The sequence below is a fragment of the Blautia sp. AF19-13LB genome, assembly GCF_003479105.1.
GTDB lineage: Bacteria > Bacillota > Clostridia > Lachnospirales > Lachnospiraceae > Fusicatenibacter > Fusicatenibacter saccharivorans.
On the sequence record NZ_QUGO01000034.1, the window covers coordinates 1 to 13,350 of the forward strand.

Genomic DNA, 13,350 nt, shown 5'->3' on the forward strand with positions numbered 1-13,350 from the left:
GAATCATAGTTTTATAAATGCTTACGATTTCTGCTCTTTGCTAAAGTTAATGACATTGCGTAAATTCAAGGATTTCTACATATCCACCCTTTGTAGACATGCGACGGTCTCGACAGTTGTTTCAGTTTCCAAGGGAAGTTCTTTCACTTCCTCGCCATCAACAGGCACAGGGAAGTTGAACACAATCTTTCTTATCCAGCTTCCGTCTTTCCTTTTCTCCGGGAACATCTCAATTCGCTCGATAAAGGCTTTCATAAACTCTTTCTGTTCCGCTTCTGTTGCGGAATGGTAGACTTCATCAAATGCCAGTAAGAGCCGATAGATATTGTTACCGGAGATTTTCTCCTGCTGAATGCTGCGGATTTGACCTTGCAATTCGCCAATCTGAACTTCGATATCCTCTATTGTATCATACTGCTCATCATAGCGGCGCTGCAAGTCCAAAATCTTTCTGTCATAGTGGGCATCGTTGATGTCCAAGGTGTCCATCTGACGCTCCAAGCGGCTTTTCGTTCCAAAGGCTTGCTTCAACTGTCCTTGCAGGACGGCGATCTGCTTTTCCATATCCTCTGTATCAACAGCCGAGCCGATTTTCGCCTGAATCGCTTCTACAAACCGGGGATTGTTGACCATAGCGGATATAATCTTAGCCACAAACTTGTTGATCTCCGTCTGCTCGATATTCAGTCGGAAGCTGCACTCATGTCCGGTAGGTGTTACCGTGTTTTTGCAGTAGTAATAATACCTCGTTTTCTTGTCCTTGCTGTGAGCCCTGGCGATATTGCCGTACATACTCTTTCCGCAGCATGGGCATTTCAGAATGCCGGACAGGATGTGTGCATGATCTGGATTGTTGACCTTTTCCCGCTTAAAGGAATTGATCTTACGCTTTTCCTGTGCCAGATACCAATCTTCTTCCGAAATGATGGCTTCGTGCTGTCCCTCATAAATCGGGAACTCCGACTGCTCAACTACGTGCATCTCATTTCTTGTGCCTTGCTTCTTTTCCGTCCTGCGTCTGCCATAGGCGATCTTTCCCATGTAAACGGGATTGTCCAATACATCCTGCACGAAGTTCCTTGAAAATCCGGGAATGGTATTGTTCTGCCGCAGTTTCTTGATAAAGCCGTTGCGGTTCAGATATTTAGCAACCCCGGCAACGCCCTCGTTGGTGTGAATGTAGCGGTCATAAATGACACGGATTACTTCCACTTCATCCTCCGCAATGACCAAATCTCCGTTTTCCAGTTTGTAGCCATAAGGAGCGAAACCACCGTTCCACTTGCCCTCACGAGCCTTTTGCTCACGTCCTGCCATTGTCTGGGTGCGGATATTCTCTCGCTCTATTTCTGCCACCGCAGACAGCACGGAAATCATCAGCTTTCCGGCATCCTTTGAACTGTCGATGCCATCCTCCACGCAGATCAGATTGACACCGAAATCCTGCATGAGCTGCAAAGAGTTCAGAACATCCGCCGCATTTCTGCCGAATCGGGACAGCTTAAAGACCAGCACATAGGAAACGCCGTCCTTGCAGTCCTGGATGTCATTCAGCATCCGTTGGAAGTCCTGCCACCCTTGGATATTCTTTCCGGAAAATCCCTCGTCAGAATACTCCCCGGCAATAACCATATCTTCGTATGCCGCATACTTCCTCAGCTTGTCACGCTGGGCATCCAAGCTGTACCCGTCAACCTGCATAGAGGTGGACACTCTTGTATAAATATAGCATTTAAGTTGTTTCTTTTTCAGAATCTCCACCTCCCTCATTCATTTCCTTTACCATAAGTCCCTCGTTGCGGATATAATACTCCAAAAGCCACAGCACATAATCCGGTGCATGGCGGTTGTCCAATTCCCACTCGGTCATAGTCCGGTAAGGGATATGGACGAGCTTGCAAAAATCTTTCCGGTTCAGTCCTGTGCTTTCCCGCAACTTGATAATTCTGTTCTTACAATCCATCTGTCTTTTCTCCATAAAAAACAAAAATACACGTTGCGTAATCATTATAGCATAGCCGCAGTGAATACGCAACGTGTAAATTGTAAATTTTTACGCAGCCTTATTCGTCAAAGGCTGTGCTTGATTACTTTCCTTGGAATGCTCCACTTTCTGAGGGGCATCCTGTTCCAATTTATCCAAAACCTGATGTCCATATTTCTGGAGCATCTGGCTCATAACATCCACACAGCGGACAAATGCCGCATTATATTTTGCATCCTCATAATATTTCTTCAATAGGCAGTTACCTCCATCAAATTTCCATGTCCTGTCCACGCTTACGGGCAGGTGCTTTGTGTTCCTGTGTTTCCTTTCCTCTGGCGAGGATGGAATTGATAAAAGCCCGAACCTTTTCGGATGCAATTTCCAGTGCATCCAGGAAAGGCTGGGCTTTTTGCTTCAACTCTTGATATTTTTTATTCGCTTCTTCACATCGCTGCTTCCAAATGGATGCAGACTTTTGAGCAGATTCCAGTTTCCCTTTCAATCGCTCATTCTCTGCATGAAAGAGAATGCCGTTGGTGGCATAGCGTTTCAACGTGTCGCATTCATCCGGTGTCAGCGTGATATTGTTTCCGAACGTGGCTTTCTTGCCCATCGCTTCAATATCCTGCACCGTAAGTGCAATGGCCTTTGCTGCCTTGGTTTCCTTTTGCAGAGCTTCCAGTTTCTTTTTCTGCTTTTCCGTAGCAGCTTTAGCATCCTCCAAACTCTGTTCTGCCTGTGCCACCTGTCCTGTCACAGCTTCCAAACGCTGCTGTTCCGCCTGCACCTTAAACTGTGTCACCGTCAGATGTTCCTCGGTGCTGCCACGCTCTCCACGCTCCACATCGGTATATCCGGCAGCACGCATGAAATTAAAAAAGTCATCCTGCAACACGCTGTAGGATGACCTTAAAATCTTTTTTCCTTTTTCATTGAGCTTGGGATTTCCGTCCTCGTCAAGCACCGGTTTGGAGTCCCATTTCTTACTTCGGCTGACTTGTGTGATCGTTTCCTTTACCGTTCCCCGGAGAGCTTCATCCTTACATCGCTTCGACCAAAGGATCTGCTTTTCCACTACCGGAATATAAACCACATGGAGGTGATAGTGGTACACATCCTCGCCAAGAGCTTCGGACATTGCCCGGTTGTGCTCATCGGCGTGCATCACAGCAGAGAGGATATACTGCTCACCGCCTACGATCTCCACGGCGGCTTTATAGGCATCAGCATAAAACTGTTTTGCAAATTCATAGCCGCCGTGGTTGTAGAAATAAGCGGAGTTCACATCAAAAACCAACTCGCCGTATTTGATGGCATCCGGTTTCAGACCTCTGGTGGAGATCACGCCATCCTGTTCCATTTGCTCAAACATTTTCACATAATCATCGGTGGGAGTCTTGAAGTGAACATTCAGCGGAGTGCGTTCCGGCACAATGTCTTGATTGCTGTAACTGTCCTTTTCTCGCTCATTGTGTTCCTGTATTTTTGCCACATCGTCCGGTGTCGGTAAGTCCTGATTCCGGGCTACGGTGCGGTCTATTCCATCATTTCTTGCCATAGATTTTTTGTCCTTTCCTTAAAATTTGCAGACAGCGGGGAGCTGCGGAGAGGCACTTTTTCAAAGTGTAATAACCCACTATAACACTTTCATCCATACTGGCTGCAAAGTGCCGTGGGCTCTCCGAGGGCTCTCCCGAGGGGGAGTGCGGTTGCTGCGGCAACCTCTGCTGACCAATGCGAAAATGTCTGCAACTTTTCCCATGGTCAGCCCGTCTGCATGAAGCTGTTCCGGTGAACTTCTCTTTGCAGACGGCGGCAGCGAAAAGCGTATCTTTCACTGCCATCCATAGACAGCACTGCGGTGTGCCTATGGGGACGGGAACTACGAGGGGATGTTGCCGGGGCATCACTTCTCCCGTCTTTGCTGCCATACGATGTCGTATCCCAGCACATCGGCAAGCTCCAATACTTCCTTGTATCGGATGCTTTCCCGCTGTAATTTTGCGGACAGGTTGGAAACGCTGTCGCTCCAACCGTACTCGTCCGAGAGCAGGTCAACTACTTCCTGCATAGTCATTCCGGCACGGATGATCTGTGCCTTGATTTCGTTGCGTACATTCATATTGTAAATTCCTCCATATTTTTGATTTACAATTCGGTGCAAAGGCTACTCCCCAAAGCGGAGCAGATGCACCGAACAGTGAAAAATCTGCTTTCTCCAAAATCGCTTTCATTTTGTGAGTGCGATACTCTGTCCATACAGGCATATATCCCACTTTGCTGTTCCGTGGGATTTTGTCTGAAACAGTGAAAACACCCATTGTTTCGTAAACTGGGTGCATGGTTTGGAGAAGCACGATTTGGTGAAATGGTTTCGTCCTGCGGTCAAGAACTTTGCTGTTTCCATTACCATTGATTTTCAATGCCCGAAAACAGGTCAGTTCTGACAGCTGATTATTCCTATAAAAAAGGAAAACAGGTAAAACGCTGTGTACATACATACAGAAAACGAAAGACAGGAATCAGTCCTGCCATTCCTCCGGTACGTACGTACATGGCGAAACGTCGTAAAACCCGTTTATATTAGGTCGTGCCACAGCTTCCACACCCATAAATCCCCATACCCGCCGTCCGGCTGAGTTGGTGATGTTGTTGCAATGCTCCAAATTAAATTTCTTTGCATTGGCAACCATGGCATCGCTGAAGCTGCGGGATTTCAGAGGGGCAAGGGAGTTTTCCTCACACCACAGGCGATAGATAGCGTAAAAGTCCTTGGAACTGATGGACGCATCCGCCTTGCGCCGGATATATCCCTCGGAATCCATGAAGTCAAAAATGTTGTTATTGTCACGCTTGACCGCTTCCCGGTTTTCACGGATGCGGTCGCTCTCCGTAAACTTAAAGTTGTTGGCAACAAGCCGCTGCAAGCCTTCAAATGCCCAGAGGAAAATCCCCTCGGCTTCGGCTTTCATCTTCTCTGCAAGATCGGGATCGTCGGCTCTGTCCACGGGCTTTTCCTTGGTAGTCAGCACAAGCTGTCTACGGTAAAAACCATCGCTACGGTCATACAGGGCTTGCAGATCGCCATTGCTGAATGCCATCAACCTGGCGAACATCCAGCCCTGATAGCTCTGTTTACCTTTGCGTTCCAAATCCATCTTGCCCTGTGCGGTTACAATGGATTTTACATAGTTGGTCTGGCGCAGAGCTTCCATCCGCATATCATCATCCACGCACAGCAGGATGTGTTCCAGATCGGCACGGGCGAAGCGGTTTTCGGAAATTTTACCGATACTGCCGTCTTTCATATTCGTGCCGAATATGGTGGACAGCACTGCACCGATTTGAGATTTGCCCTCGCCGCCGTTGCCCTTAATCACCATCATGCGCTGCCCCTTGTTGGAGGGAATCAGGCAGTAGCCGATAAACTCCTGCAAGGTGGGAATATCTTCTTCATAGAGCAAACCGTCCAAAAAGTTCAGCCACAGAGCAGGTGCAGCAGCGTTTGGATTGTAGGAAACAGGCAAGCGGCTCTGTACGATTTCCTTTTTCCCCTCGATAAATCTTCCATCCAGCATGAGCGTTCCGTTGGCAACATGGATGCGGTCAGGCTGGGGAGGAAGATCCTCAACCATGGCTTCCAGTTTCAGCAATTCCATGATGTTTTTGATCTTCTGCGGTACGCTGCTGATGGTGTAGCTTTTCAGCTTTTCGTAGACCTCGCCCCGCAGGACAATATCATCCGTTACCCGTCCATTGGGCGTAAAGAAAGCCCTGTTTGCAAAGATGATTCTGCTCTCTTGCAGAAATTCTTCACAAAACAGAGCTTCATTGATATTCTGCCCATCAAACCAGACAGGCAAATTCATATCAGGCGTTTTCCGGTTCTTCGCCATGGTGTGCCACCTCCTTTTTCTTTCGTGCAGTGTACTCTTTCAGAAAGTCGATATACCCGTCCTTCATCAGTTTGTCCACAACAGCTACACGCTGTTCCAATTCGCCCACGGTCAGCACATCTGCCATATATTCGATATGGCAGTGCATCTGGCAGGCTTCCACAAAACGGTCATCATAAGGCTCGTCCGGTGTCTTTGGTGCATAGCGCACTTTCCAATCCTCCAACAGATGCAGATAATCCGTCAGCACCCGGAAACACAGCATTTCATCCTCCCGGAACTGACGGATATAGGGACGCTTTGGCTTGACCATAGCTGCGGCAGTGGGCGGTTTCGGGTCAAGCCCAAAGTCCGCAGCCAGCTTTTGCACTGCTTCATGGTTACTCAGATTGAACAGCTTTGCCACAAGGTCGATCACGTCTCCCTTGGCTCCGCAACCGAAGCAGAAGAAATAATCTTCATTCAGCTTCAAGCTCGGATGCCGGTCATTGTGGAATGGGCAGCAAGTCATACCGCTGCGGTTGACTTTCAGCCCATAGTGCTCGGCAGCTTGCTTCACGCTGATCGCCGCCTTGATGTTTTCATAGATTGTCATAGAAAAACCTCCGTTCATAATAGTCTGGAAAGCACGAAGCACCCGCCGTGATTGGCAGGTGCTTCGCCCTTTCTACTATGGTTATGACGGATTTGAAAAAAAGCAGGCTAAAAGCAGGACAACCTCATTTCAAAAAACAGGACAACTTATCTGATGATGTAGATTTCTTCACATTTGCATGGTATAATTAGAAAAGTGAAAAAACAGGACAGGAGGGCAAGCATGAATCAAGAACTGATGACATTGGATTTTTGGCAGGATACGGTCATATATGAGGGCAAAATATTTCCTATCGGTACTCTTGCCTGTGATGCGCTGAATGTTCCTGCGGATACCCTCGCAAGAATGAACGAGCAATGCGAGAAAATCAATCTACTGCTTGGAATGTTAAACGCCGGACAGGATGCTTCCGCACTCTTTCCTATGGCAAAGGAAGCTGTGCTGACAATGGTGGATATTCTCAGCGAAACGCCGCCGTTCTCCAATATGAATATTCCAAAACATAGAGAACGGATTGAAAAAGTCTTTACTGCGGACAATGCGCTGAAATATATGGAGTTTGCCATAAAAGCCGCAACTAATTCCTTGCAGTTTGAAGAAATCCCGAACTATGCCGATGCAATGATGCTCCAACGATATACTGCTGTATTCGGGCATCTGGCATACTCCCTTGGGGAATACCAAACCGCAATGCTTGATTTTGCGGAAAAATCAGACGGAAATGAAGCAGACCGTACCGCAGAGGGCTTCGCCAGAATGTTCGGCAGCTATTTCCCGCCGGAGTTCTCTATCACGGAGGGCAATGCCTGGATGTCTACCCTGAACAATTCCGTTCAGTATGTATCGGTCATCCGTCCCGGCGAAAAAGTTGCAAAGCTCGTCAAGCGAATCCATTATGTATCCTTTGTGGGGATGTTCCGGTCTGATCTCTTTGAGGGCTTGTGTGTCGGTCATGCACCGAAGAAATGTAAAATTTGCGGCAAATGGTTTCTGACAACCAACGCAAGGCACACCAAATACTGCGGCGGCTATGCGCCGGGGGACAAGCTACACCGCACCTGCCGACAGATCGGCAATCTGAAAGGCAGAGAACAACGGGAGCTTGCAGACGATCATCCTGTTATCCAGATATACGAAAAGTGGCTGAATACCATAAACCGCTATATCAAGCGTGGCAAACTGGATGAGGATTTAGCAGAGGTTATGAAGAAACTGGCGAAAGATAAGATGCTCCGGGCAAAAAGTAATGTCGCTTATGCCAAGGGAACTTATGAGAAAGAAATGGAACAGGTTGCTTTGAAGAAAGAAGCCCAAAAGTGCATTTGAATTTGTTAGGAGGAACAGTCAATGAAAATAGGATTTTTGTTTTTCTTGGTTTTCTGTATAATTGCAATTTTTGCGAGTAAGAAAAAGAAATAAATTTGAAATTGGACGTTGAAAGGAGGTGCGCTATGCTAAGTGATTTTACATGGAATATGACCGGATACATACCAAAATACGCTGTCAATCCGCACGGTGATGGTATCATTCCCTATATGGCAGAGCGCATCTTCCAACTGGAACCGGAGCCGCCAGCGGTGGGCAGTCTGAATGAATATATCCTGTCTGCCTTGCGGGAAAAGAATTTGATATATTTCTCGTTCTTCCTCCACCATTATGAGCCACAGCTCAATAAGCGCATCAAAGGCTTTTGGGGTGTGGATGGCGGCGATCTGTACGATACAGACCGTTTTATAGATATAAAGCTCTCCTGCAGGGAACAAATGCTCCAAAAGCTGATGGACTATGATCCTGCCAAGGGTGCGGAGTATGCTACATACATTTTCCCGTTCATCCGGGATGCTATGCTCCGCTTCCGCATGGGCGAAGAAAAATGGTCGGTATCCTCTCTGACCAATTATAAAATGGTGCGGTCAATGGCTTGGCTGTACCATAACACCAAGGATGCGGTCAGCGAGTTTTCCAAAAAGTATAACTGTGACTTTGCCCTTGCGGAAGAATATCTGAGAGTTGTTCGAGGTATCCGCAATCAGCAACCATTCTATGTGACAGATGAGGACGGCGAGGAAACGGGCGAAGATGTTGCTCTTGATGATACTTGGAACTACTCCGACATCCTCTGGAACGGCATACAGGCAGAAAAGGTGCAGCGAGCTTTTGATAAGCTGAACTACCGGGAACAGACCTTGCTTGAAAAGCGGCTGGCAATCTGCATGACCTGCGGGCATGTCGGCTCATGGAAAGGCCGTCCCACCTTTGAGGAACTGGCTGTAATGTTTGAGGGCAGCACTGCCAGCGGTGCGGAGCGAGCCTACCGCAGAGCAGTGGACAAACTGACAGAATTGTTGGTTGCCGAGGGCGCAATCCATGCTGTCCGCTTGAAACAGAAATCCAAGACCAAACGAAAAAAGAAAATCGCCACCGCAATCTACGAATACCAAGCAGACTGCGACGGCGAATGGGGCCAGATTTCATTTGATTTTGAGAACGGCACATCAGAAATAGTCCGACTTGCCGATTGGGATACAATGAAAACAAACCGCTTTGCGAACAAGGCAATAGCCTACCTTCTAAACTGCGAAAACGAGAAGTTGCCAAAGGAAACGATAGTAGCGTTTGAACTATAAAAGGAAATTGACGAGGAACGAGAATGAAAACAATCGCAATCATAGATGATGATATTCATATTGGAGATATGCTGAGAGAAGTGCTGGTGCAAGAGGGCTATTCTGTTCTTCGTGCATACTCCGGCACAGAAGCGTTATATCTTCTTTCACAAAACAAGCCCGATTTGGTGCTGCTGGATCTGATGTTGCCGGGATTGTCTGGCGAGGAAGTTCTGCCCCACATTGAGAACATTCCTGTTATCGTTCTCAGCGCAAAAGTAGATGTGCAAGACAAGGTAAATCTTCTGCTGGGCGGTGCGGCAGATTACATGACCAAGCCTTTTGATACAAAGGAGCTTCTTGCCCGTATCACTGTTCAGCTCCGCAAGGCAGAACAACATGGCGAAACCAAATCTCTTTCCGTTGGCGATTTGGTTTTGGATATGGTTTCCCTTTCTCTGACAGTACAGGAGCAGCCTGTGAAGCTGACCCGAACGGAGTATGCCATCTTAAAACTGCTGATGGAAAATCCCAAACAGGTAATTTCAAAGAGTGTCCTGCTTGACAGAATCAGTCTGGACACACCCGACTGCACCGAGCGTTCTTTGAAGCAGCACATCAGCAATCTTCGTAAAAAGATGCAGGATGTCAGCGGTGTAGACTATATCGAAACAGTCTGGGGAATTGGTTTCAAATTGGCAGAACAAAAAATCTTGACCAAATCTTGACGTTTTTCTTGACCACTTTCTTGACTTTTGTTTTGTAAACTTAGGTCAGCAAAGGAGGTACTACAATATGAACTATATTTTGCAAACAAACAGCCTGACAAAAAAGTATAAAAACTTTCAGGCATTGAATGGTCTTACTATGAATGTTCCCAAAGGTTCCATCTATGGCTTTGTGGGAAAGAACGGCGCTGGTAAGACAACCCTGATCCGCTTGATCTGCGGATTGCAGGAACCGACTTCCGGTAGCTTTTCTCTGTACGGCATCCGCAATGACAGCAAGGATATTATCAAATCCCGCCGTCGCATGGGTGCTGTGGTGGAAACACCGTCCATCTACATGGATATGACTGCGGAGGAAAATCTGAAGCACCAGTATCTCATTCTTGGTCTGCCATCATTTGATTGTATTCAGGAATTGTTGAAGCTGGTAGGTCTCGACAACACGGGAGAGAAAAAAGCGAAGAACTTCTCCCTCGGTATGAAGCAGCGTCTGGGCATCGCTATCGCATTAGCCGGTGATCCCGACTTTCTTGTTCTTGATGAGCCTGTAAATGGTCTCGACCCTCAGGGTATTGTGGAAATGCGAGAACTGATTTTGAAGTTGAACCGAGAAAAACAGATTACAGTTCTTATTTCCAGTCACATTCTGGATGAACTTTCCCGTCTGGCTACTCATTACGGTATCATTGATAATGGTCGCATGGTGAAGGAACTGAGTGCAGAAGAACTGGACACAGTTTGCCGCAAGTGTGTCCGCATGGAAGTGACCGATACTTCTACTCTGGCTCGTGTGCTGGATTCCATGAATCTGGAATATAAAATTATCTCCGCAACAACAGCCGATGTGTTCGCAAAGATCAATGTGACACAGCTGACCGTTGTACTGGCAAAGGAAAACTGCGAAGTGCTGTCTATGCAGGAAAAAGATGAAAGTTTGGAGAGTTATTACATCTCTCTGGTTGGAGGTGATAATAATGCGTAAACTTTTTCGAGCAGCCTTTTACCGTACAGAGAATAAAAAAATGATTCGAATAGAATTAGTGATTGCTGTATTGCTTTCCGCATTCATCATCCTCAACGGTTACTTCCAGACGAATTTGACTAATGCATACATCTATAAGCTGGTCGCCCGTTTTTTTGGATATTCACCCCTGATGGGACCATTTATCGCCGTATTTGCCGCATATTTGTGGGGAACAGACTATGAATATGGAACTCTGCGCAATAAACTAATCTGCGGACACACTCGTGAAGAAGTTTATTTTTCCAATCTTCTCCTGACCATATGTGCTGGACTGAGTACTGCACTAATCTGGTTGATAGTTAATGGGATGCTGGGTATTCCGCTACTGGGTACGGCAAGCCTGAACCTCTCTTTGGGAGAGATGGCATTTTATATTTTTTCAAGCCTTTTGATGGTCGTTGCACTCTCCAGCGTATGTTGTCTGTTGGCAAGTCTGGCGGAGAACAAAAACTCAGCGACACTTCTTTGTCTGGGAGCTGTAGCTGCAATGGTCATAATCGGGATGCTCCTTTATGATCGTTTTGCAGAACCAGAGTTATTGGATGGATGGATGTGGAGTGATACAGACCCAACTGTGCGATGGCATCCCCAAAATATCAAATTCATCGGTGGAACATTTCGTATCCTGCTGGAATTTCTTATCTGTCTGACACCTGGAGGACAAGGTGTAATTCTTTGCGAAGAAGGGGTGGAACACCTGATTTTTCTTCCATTGTGCTCTGCGTTTGTAATTTTTTCAACATCTCTTATAGGAAGTCGTTCCTTTAAGAAAAAGAACCTAAAGTAAGGAGGTAGAAAGATGTTCCCTTGGATTTTGTGTTGTATTTTGCTAATTGTTGTATTTTTTCTAATCACAAAGATTATTTTTATAGAAAAAAGTATTGATGAAATTCATACAGAATTCCAGGAACGTCTTTCCTCCGACACAAACACTCTGATTGATATTTCTTCCAGCGACCCTCATCTGAGAAAACTGGCTTCGGAGATTAATATCCAGCTTCGATTGCTCCGCAAGGAACGCCATCGTTACCAACAGGGCGATCTGGAACTGAAAGAAGCTATCACCAATATTTCCCATGACCTGAGAACTCCGCTTACGGCGATAAACGGTTATCTTGACCTATTGGAACGAGAGGAAAAAAGCGAAACGGTACACTGCTATCTTTCTCAAATCCAAAACAGAACAGATGTTTTAAAAAATCTAACCGAAGAACTATTCAGATATAGTGTGGTTACTTCTTTTCAGGAACTGAAACCAGAACGTATGGATGTTGTCCGGGCATTGGAGGAAAGTCTGCTGTCTTTCTATGCGGTCATGCAGGAAAAAGGCATCCAACCGGAAATCGAATTGCCGGAGGAACCGGTTTTCCGTGAACTGGATGCAGGTGCGGTCAACCGTATCTTTTCCAACATTATCAGCAATGCGCTGAAATACTCTGACGGCGATCTGTCCGTAGTCATGGATAAGAACGGCTGTGTTACATTCAGCAACACGGCGCACAATCTGAATTATGTGACGGTCGGCAGATTGTTTGACCGTTTCTATACAGTAGAAGCCAGTCGCAATTCAACCGGTTTGGGATTGTCCATCGCCAAGCTGCTGATTGAGCGTATGGGCGGAAGTATTGGAGCAATCTACAACAATGACAAACTGCAAATCAAGATAATCTTTGCAAAATGAAATAAAAAAGAGTTTATATGAACGGAGGTGTTTTGATTATGAAGAAATACTTGAAGGAGATACTAATACTCTTAATTCAATTATTTATGTTTTATGTATTTCCATTATTTGCAGGACCAACAGACGTTATGGGAATGATAGTTTTGCTTATTTTAGCAACATTATTGCTTTCAATTCTAATTGGCAGCATTTCAAATCTGAAAGTAAAGTACTTGTATCCAATAATCATAGCAATTACATTTGTGCCATCTGTGTTTATATACTATAACGAGACAGCATTGATACATTCGCTTTGGTATTTGGCAGTATCATCCTTTGGTTTGATAATCGGCATGGTCATTCATAAATTGATTCTTAAAAAGTAGAAAGAGCAAAACTTTCAAAGGCTACCCAGTCAAAAAGATTGGATAGCCTTTATTTATGTTTTCTAAAATTAAAGTTGAATATCTGCCTTAGCCAATAACTATGGGCTTAGAGGTTTAGTGAGCCAGGCAAATCGCTCCAATCGCCGTATCCACAGATTTATACTCTGTAACAGTTTTTCAAATAGGTTTTGGAATCTCCGTTCAATATCAAATCAGCATATCCAATCGGGTCATTGTAAATCAGATAATCCAGTTCCGACCTCTGATACATATTGTCGGCAACCTCGTTCTCAACCGCAATCGTATCAATCGCAATCATACTACCATCAAAGAATTTCAGTTCCACACAAGCGGTATCCATGTTAAACTTACAAGAAATCAATCTATCCATAAGAAACCTCCATTTTACGCAATGTCATTAACTTAAAAGCAGAAGATATTTATTCCGAAATGGATTAGATATCTTCT

The 13,350-nt window shown here is 45.7% G+C and carries 15 protein-coding genes; 7 read left to right on the forward strand and 8 right to left on the reverse strand.

The features are described 5' to 3' along the window. Nucleotides 1-75 precede the first annotated feature (75 nt). The 7 genes from DWX32_RS18385 to DWX32_RS18420 form a co-directional block, all read right to left on the reverse strand. Nucleotides 76-1,752, reverse strand: coding sequence for a recombinase family protein (locus DWX32_RS18385; RefSeq protein ID WP_270492761.1), 1,677 nt, complete (start codon nucleotides 1,750-1,752; stop codon nucleotides 76-78). Beyond that, the gene (locus tag DWX32_RS18390; RefSeq protein WP_055303625.1) at nucleotides 1,733-1,963 is read right to left on the reverse strand and encodes a helix-turn-helix domain-containing protein; all 231 of its coding nucleotides are present in this window, start codon (nucleotides 1,961-1,963) and stop codon (nucleotides 1,733-1,735) included. Before DWX32_RS18390 ends, DWX32_RS18385 begins: the two co-directional genes overlap by 20 nt. A 90-nt stretch (nucleotides 1,964-2,053) precedes the next feature. Then, on the reverse strand, nucleotides 2,054-2,239 hold the full coding sequence (locus DWX32_RS18395; protein ID WP_055303624.1) for a hypothetical protein: 186 nt from the start codon (nucleotides 2,237-2,239) through the stop codon (nucleotides 2,054-2,056). Between the two features lie 16 nt (nucleotides 2,240-2,255). Then, the gene (locus tag DWX32_RS18400) at nucleotides 2,256-3,545 is read right to left on the reverse strand and encodes a plasmid recombination protein (protein WP_055303623.1); all 1,290 of its coding nucleotides are present in this window, start codon (nucleotides 3,543-3,545) and stop codon (nucleotides 2,256-2,258) included. Between the two features lie 348 nt (nucleotides 3,546-3,893). Further along, a complete protein-coding gene (locus DWX32_RS18410; RefSeq protein WP_031473406.1) occupies nucleotides 3,894-4,109 on the reverse strand; it encodes a hypothetical protein in 216 nt (71 codons plus the stop codon). 400 nt (nucleotides 4,110-4,509) lie between these two features. Then, nucleotides 4,510-5,883 carry a DNA primase family protein gene (locus DWX32_RS18415; protein ID WP_070100996.1) on the reverse strand — a complete coding sequence of 458 codons (1,374 nt, stop codon included), beginning with the start codon at nucleotides 5,881-5,883 and terminating at the stop codon, nucleotides 4,510-4,512. Then, nucleotides 5,858-6,478: a CHC2 zinc finger domain-containing protein gene (locus DWX32_RS18420; RefSeq protein ID WP_117767770.1), complete on the reverse strand. Its 621-nt coding sequence runs from the start codon at nucleotides 6,476-6,478 to the stop codon at nucleotides 5,858-5,860. Before DWX32_RS18420 ends, DWX32_RS18415 begins: the two co-directional genes overlap by 26 nt. Nucleotides 6,479-6,700: 222 nt before the next feature. On the opposite strand from DWX32_RS18420, the gene DWX32_RS18425 reads away from it, so the two are divergent. The 7 genes from DWX32_RS18425 (at nucleotide 6,701) to DWX32_RS18455 (ending at nucleotide 12,882) form a co-directional block, all read left to right on the forward strand. Then, nucleotides 6,701-7,804 carry a DUF6076 domain-containing protein gene (locus tag DWX32_RS18425; RefSeq protein WP_118660832.1) on the forward strand — a complete coding sequence of 368 codons (1,104 nt, stop codon included), beginning with the start codon at nucleotides 6,701-6,703 and terminating at the stop codon, nucleotides 7,802-7,804. Between the two features lie 125 nt (nucleotides 7,805-7,929). Then, the gene (locus DWX32_RS18430) at nucleotides 7,930-9,105 is read left to right on the forward strand and encodes a hypothetical protein (RefSeq protein WP_117767771.1); all 1,176 of its coding nucleotides are present in this window, start codon (nucleotides 7,930-7,932) and stop codon (nucleotides 9,103-9,105) included. A gap of 23 nt (nucleotides 9,106-9,128) precedes the next feature. Beyond that, nucleotides 9,129-9,812 carry a response regulator transcription factor gene (locus DWX32_RS18435; protein WP_055303618.1) on the forward strand — a complete coding sequence of 228 codons (684 nt, stop codon included), beginning with the start codon at nucleotides 9,129-9,131 and terminating at the stop codon, nucleotides 9,810-9,812. A gap of 67 nt (nucleotides 9,813-9,879) precedes the next feature. After that, nucleotides 9,880-10,794, forward strand: coding sequence for an ABC transporter ATP-binding protein (locus DWX32_RS18440; protein ID WP_055303617.1), 915 nt, complete (start codon nucleotides 9,880-9,882; stop codon nucleotides 10,792-10,794). Further along, a complete protein-coding gene (locus tag DWX32_RS18445) occupies nucleotides 10,787-11,623 on the forward strand; it encodes an ABC transporter permease subunit (RefSeq protein WP_158557451.1) in 837 nt (278 codons plus the stop codon). The genes DWX32_RS18440 and DWX32_RS18445 overlap by 8 nt, the downstream gene beginning before the upstream one ends. A 12-nt stretch (nucleotides 11,624-11,635) precedes the next feature. After that, nucleotides 11,636-12,517: a sensor histidine kinase gene (locus DWX32_RS18450; RefSeq protein ID WP_055303615.1), complete on the forward strand. Its 882-nt coding sequence runs from the start codon at nucleotides 11,636-11,638 to the stop codon at nucleotides 12,515-12,517. A gap of 38 nt (nucleotides 12,518-12,555) precedes the next feature. After that, nucleotides 12,556-12,882, forward strand: coding sequence for a hypothetical protein (locus DWX32_RS18455; protein ID WP_055303614.1), 327 nt, complete (start codon nucleotides 12,556-12,558; stop codon nucleotides 12,880-12,882). 157 nt (nucleotides 12,883-13,039) lie between these two features. Here DWX32_RS18455 and DWX32_RS18460 read toward each other — a convergent pair whose 3' ends face one another. Beyond that, the gene (locus DWX32_RS18460; RefSeq protein ID WP_055303613.1) at nucleotides 13,040-13,273 is read right to left on the reverse strand and encodes a DUF6061 family protein; all 234 of its coding nucleotides are present in this window, start codon (nucleotides 13,271-13,273) and stop codon (nucleotides 13,040-13,042) included. Nucleotides 13,274-13,350 lie beyond the last annotated feature (77 nt).

Excerpts from the sequence above, each read along its gene's own strand:
- DWX32_RS18435 (WP_055303618.1), top strand. The coding sequence starts at position 9,129 with ATGAAAACAATCGCAATCATAGATGATGATATTCATATTGGAGATATG.
- DWX32_RS18430 (WP_117767771.1), top strand. The coding sequence starts at position 7,930 with ATGCTAAGTGATTTTACATGGAATATGACCGGATACATACCAAAATAC.
- DWX32_RS18425 (WP_118660832.1), top strand. The coding sequence starts at position 6,701 with ATGAATCAAGAACTGATGACATTGGATTTTTGGCAGGATACGGTCATA.
- DWX32_RS18440 (WP_055303617.1), top strand. The coding sequence starts at position 9,880 with ATGAACTATATTTTGCAAACAAACAGCCTGACAAAAAAGTATAAAAAC.
- DWX32_RS18460 (WP_055303613.1), bottom strand. The coding sequence starts at position 13,273 with ATGGATAGATTGATTTCTTGTAAGTTTAACATGGATACCGCTTGTGTG.
- DWX32_RS18445 (WP_158557451.1), top strand. The coding sequence starts at position 10,787 with ATGCGTAAACTTTTTCGAGCAGCCTTTTACCGTACAGAGAATAAAAAA.
- DWX32_RS18410 (WP_031473406.1), bottom strand. The coding sequence starts at position 4,109 with ATGAATGTACGCAACGAAATCAAGGCACAGATCATCCGTGCCGGAATG.
- DWX32_RS18455 (WP_055303614.1), top strand. The coding sequence starts at position 12,556 with ATGAAGAAATACTTGAAGGAGATACTAATACTCTTAATTCAATTATTT.
- DWX32_RS18415 (WP_070100996.1), bottom strand. The coding sequence starts at position 5,883 with ATGGCGAAGAACCGGAAAACGCCTGATATGAATTTGCCTGTCTGGTTT.
- DWX32_RS18390 (WP_055303625.1), bottom strand. The coding sequence starts at position 1,963 with ATGGATTGTAAGAACAGAATTATCAAGTTGCGGGAAAGCACAGGACTG.
- DWX32_RS18420 (WP_117767770.1), bottom strand. The coding sequence starts at position 6,478 with ATGACAATCTATGAAAACATCAAGGCGGCGATCAGCGTGAAGCAAGCT.
- DWX32_RS18450 (WP_055303615.1), top strand. The coding sequence starts at position 11,636 with ATGTTCCCTTGGATTTTGTGTTGTATTTTGCTAATTGTTGTATTTTTT.
- DWX32_RS18400 (WP_055303623.1), bottom strand. The coding sequence starts at position 3,545 with ATGGCAAGAAATGATGGAATAGACCGCACCGTAGCCCGGAATCAGGAC.